This window comes from Maritimimonas sp. 2210JD6-3 (genome assembly GCF_056591795.1).
The window spans coordinates 1-2,084 of sequence record NZ_JBWQOJ010000076.1; the positions used below are offsets into that span (position 1 = coordinate 1).

A 2,084-nucleotide genomic window follows, 5' to 3' on the forward strand; every position below is an offset into this window, starting at 1 on the left:
TGCTTGCACACAACGGTTTGTGTATGGTTAGTTACGGAAAATCAGTTAGGATTTTCCGACGTTGAGCTAAGTTAATTAATTCAAGTGAATTTCCTGCGAGGAAATTCCGCCGTAATTAATTATACACGTCTTTGTTGGCAGTAGTAATTTATTTCCGTTACTCACAGATATCGTAATATAATTCTTTTCCGCATTCACACTCTTCAATTAGATTGGGTTCATAAAAATTGATTAAAGTTTTAACTGAAATAACAGCTCGTGTAAAATCGAATTTTAATAATCTTCTATATACAATTTTATATTGTGTGTTTGCGTCTTTTTCAGCGGGTTTTAAATGAACTATTTCATTCCGCAATTCAATTAATTTTCTAATCGAGTAATTATACTTCTTATATTTACTTTTAAATCTTTTATTATGAATTTTTGGTAACGCAGAATCAAGTTTATGAAAAACCGATGGCTCAAATTCTTCTCCATTAACATCAATGAATTCGAAATCATCAGGGATTTGTCTGTTGGCAAAACTTTCCAATGCAGACTGTAAATTTGTAATACATATAGTTGCTAATTGAAAAAAATTACCAAATAGGTTTTGGTTGATACTATTCTTCTTATAATTCCTAACTGTAGGTGAATTTTCAAATAATCGCTGACGAAATGAAATTAATCTTTTGTGAGACATTATAGCGTTCGCATAAAAAATTGTCGTTGGGCTAATTTCTGGAATCAAAAGTTTATCTTTTTGATACAAGTAGTCAAATCCATAAATCATTTTGTCCTCAAACAATATCATAACTTCTTTATCATAATCATCAGAAAGTTTATTTGATTTGCTGTAATCTTTTATGAATTTTTTGCTCGCTTCTGGAATCTCAACATCTTTACTGACTTCTGCAGGATTGAAATTAGTCTTTATTCTTTTTGTTGGTTTTAACTTTATATGAATGAAGTTCATTAGTTTGTGTGGATTCTCTTATTACTGCCAACGGTTCGGCTATGGCAAGTAGGGCGTTCGGGCAGCACCGGCCATTCCGTCTCAGCCCTTAGCCGAATCTTTTGCGTTCGTATTTATCTTTTTTATTTTAAATGCCGAATCCAAAAGATTCGGTGGTGTTCGCAAGTACGCCCAAGCCAATGAAAATAGGACTTTACGCCCTATTTGCTATAGCCATTGTTGCCAACTGTTATTTTTCGGCTAGCCTCTTTATTTCAAATCCTATAGGTGGATTTTTATATTTTCTAGCTGTAAGTACCGCATTATAACTTTTTTTAGGGTGAAAAATTATAATCCCGTTCTTTAAGCTCAATTTATCGATTAGTAGATATAAATCTTGGTAATCCAGAATGTCCAAAGTCCCTTTCGTTAATTTATTATCTTTTTTATCAGTGTATTCAATAATTAATTTTGATTTGTCATTATGTGGTCTTATCTGATAGCTTAGGTCAATCTTATATTGTGTCGTTTCTTTGGTCTTAAATCTGATTATCAATTTTTTACCGTGATTATCAATCAGGCTTTTTGTTTGATTGATTACTTGGCTTTTCGAAGAATCATTTTTATATATCCAGTGTAATGTGTTAAAAGTGATTTCCTTAATTTTTAAATCTTTTTCGTTGTCAGTCAATTTATTGAAGTCCGATGGTTTTACCCCGTAATCGAAATGTTTTATTTGCTTGTCAAGGAACACATCGCTTTGGCAAATTTCATTCTCCGGTAATTTGTTCGATAGGTTTATATAGATATGGTCGAATTCTCCAGAAACAAATCCGAATTCATTTAGTTTTCGCGCAATCCGCTGTCCAATAAATTTCGTATCAGGTGATTCAACATAAATATTTCCGAGAATTCCGTCAAATGGTCCAGTATAATTTTCAGGTTTCAACTCAAAATATCTAATATCTTTTATAATTTTCTCATTCATGAATCAGGGTCATCATAATAGTTGGCAACGGCTCTGTATAAGCTTTGTTGGGTGAATTTAGTAATAAAGTTTTCAAGTACCAAACTCCGTTAAAACTTAGTTAATGATTTTTGTTAGATGTCCTTACGAGCAATAAAGTTTATACATTGTTAGGTGCATTTT

Annotated in this window: 2 protein-coding genes; both read right to left on the reverse strand. The window is 31.9% G+C overall.

From position 1 onward, the window contains the following. Positions 1-157 precede the first annotated feature (157 nt). The gene (locus AC1EUY_RS15930; RefSeq protein WP_480196542.1) at positions 158-955 is read right to left on the reverse strand and encodes a hypothetical protein; all 798 of its coding nucleotides are present in this window, start codon (positions 953-955) and stop codon (positions 158-160) included. A gap of 229 nt (positions 956-1,184) precedes the next feature. Beyond that, positions 1,185-1,922 carry a hypothetical protein gene (locus tag AC1EUY_RS15935; RefSeq protein WP_480196543.1) on the reverse strand — a complete coding sequence of 246 codons (738 nt, stop codon included), beginning with the start codon at positions 1,920-1,922 and terminating at the stop codon, positions 1,185-1,187. Positions 1,923-2,084: the final 162 nt, after the last annotated feature.

Excerpts from the sequence above, each read along its gene's own strand:
- AC1EUY_RS15930 (WP_480196542.1), bottom strand. The coding sequence starts at position 955 with ATGAACTTCATTCATATAAAGTTAAAACCAACAAAAAGAATAAAGACT.
- AC1EUY_RS15935 (WP_480196543.1), bottom strand. The coding sequence starts at position 1,922 with ATGAATGAGAAAATTATAAAAGATATTAGATATTTTGAGTTGAAACCT.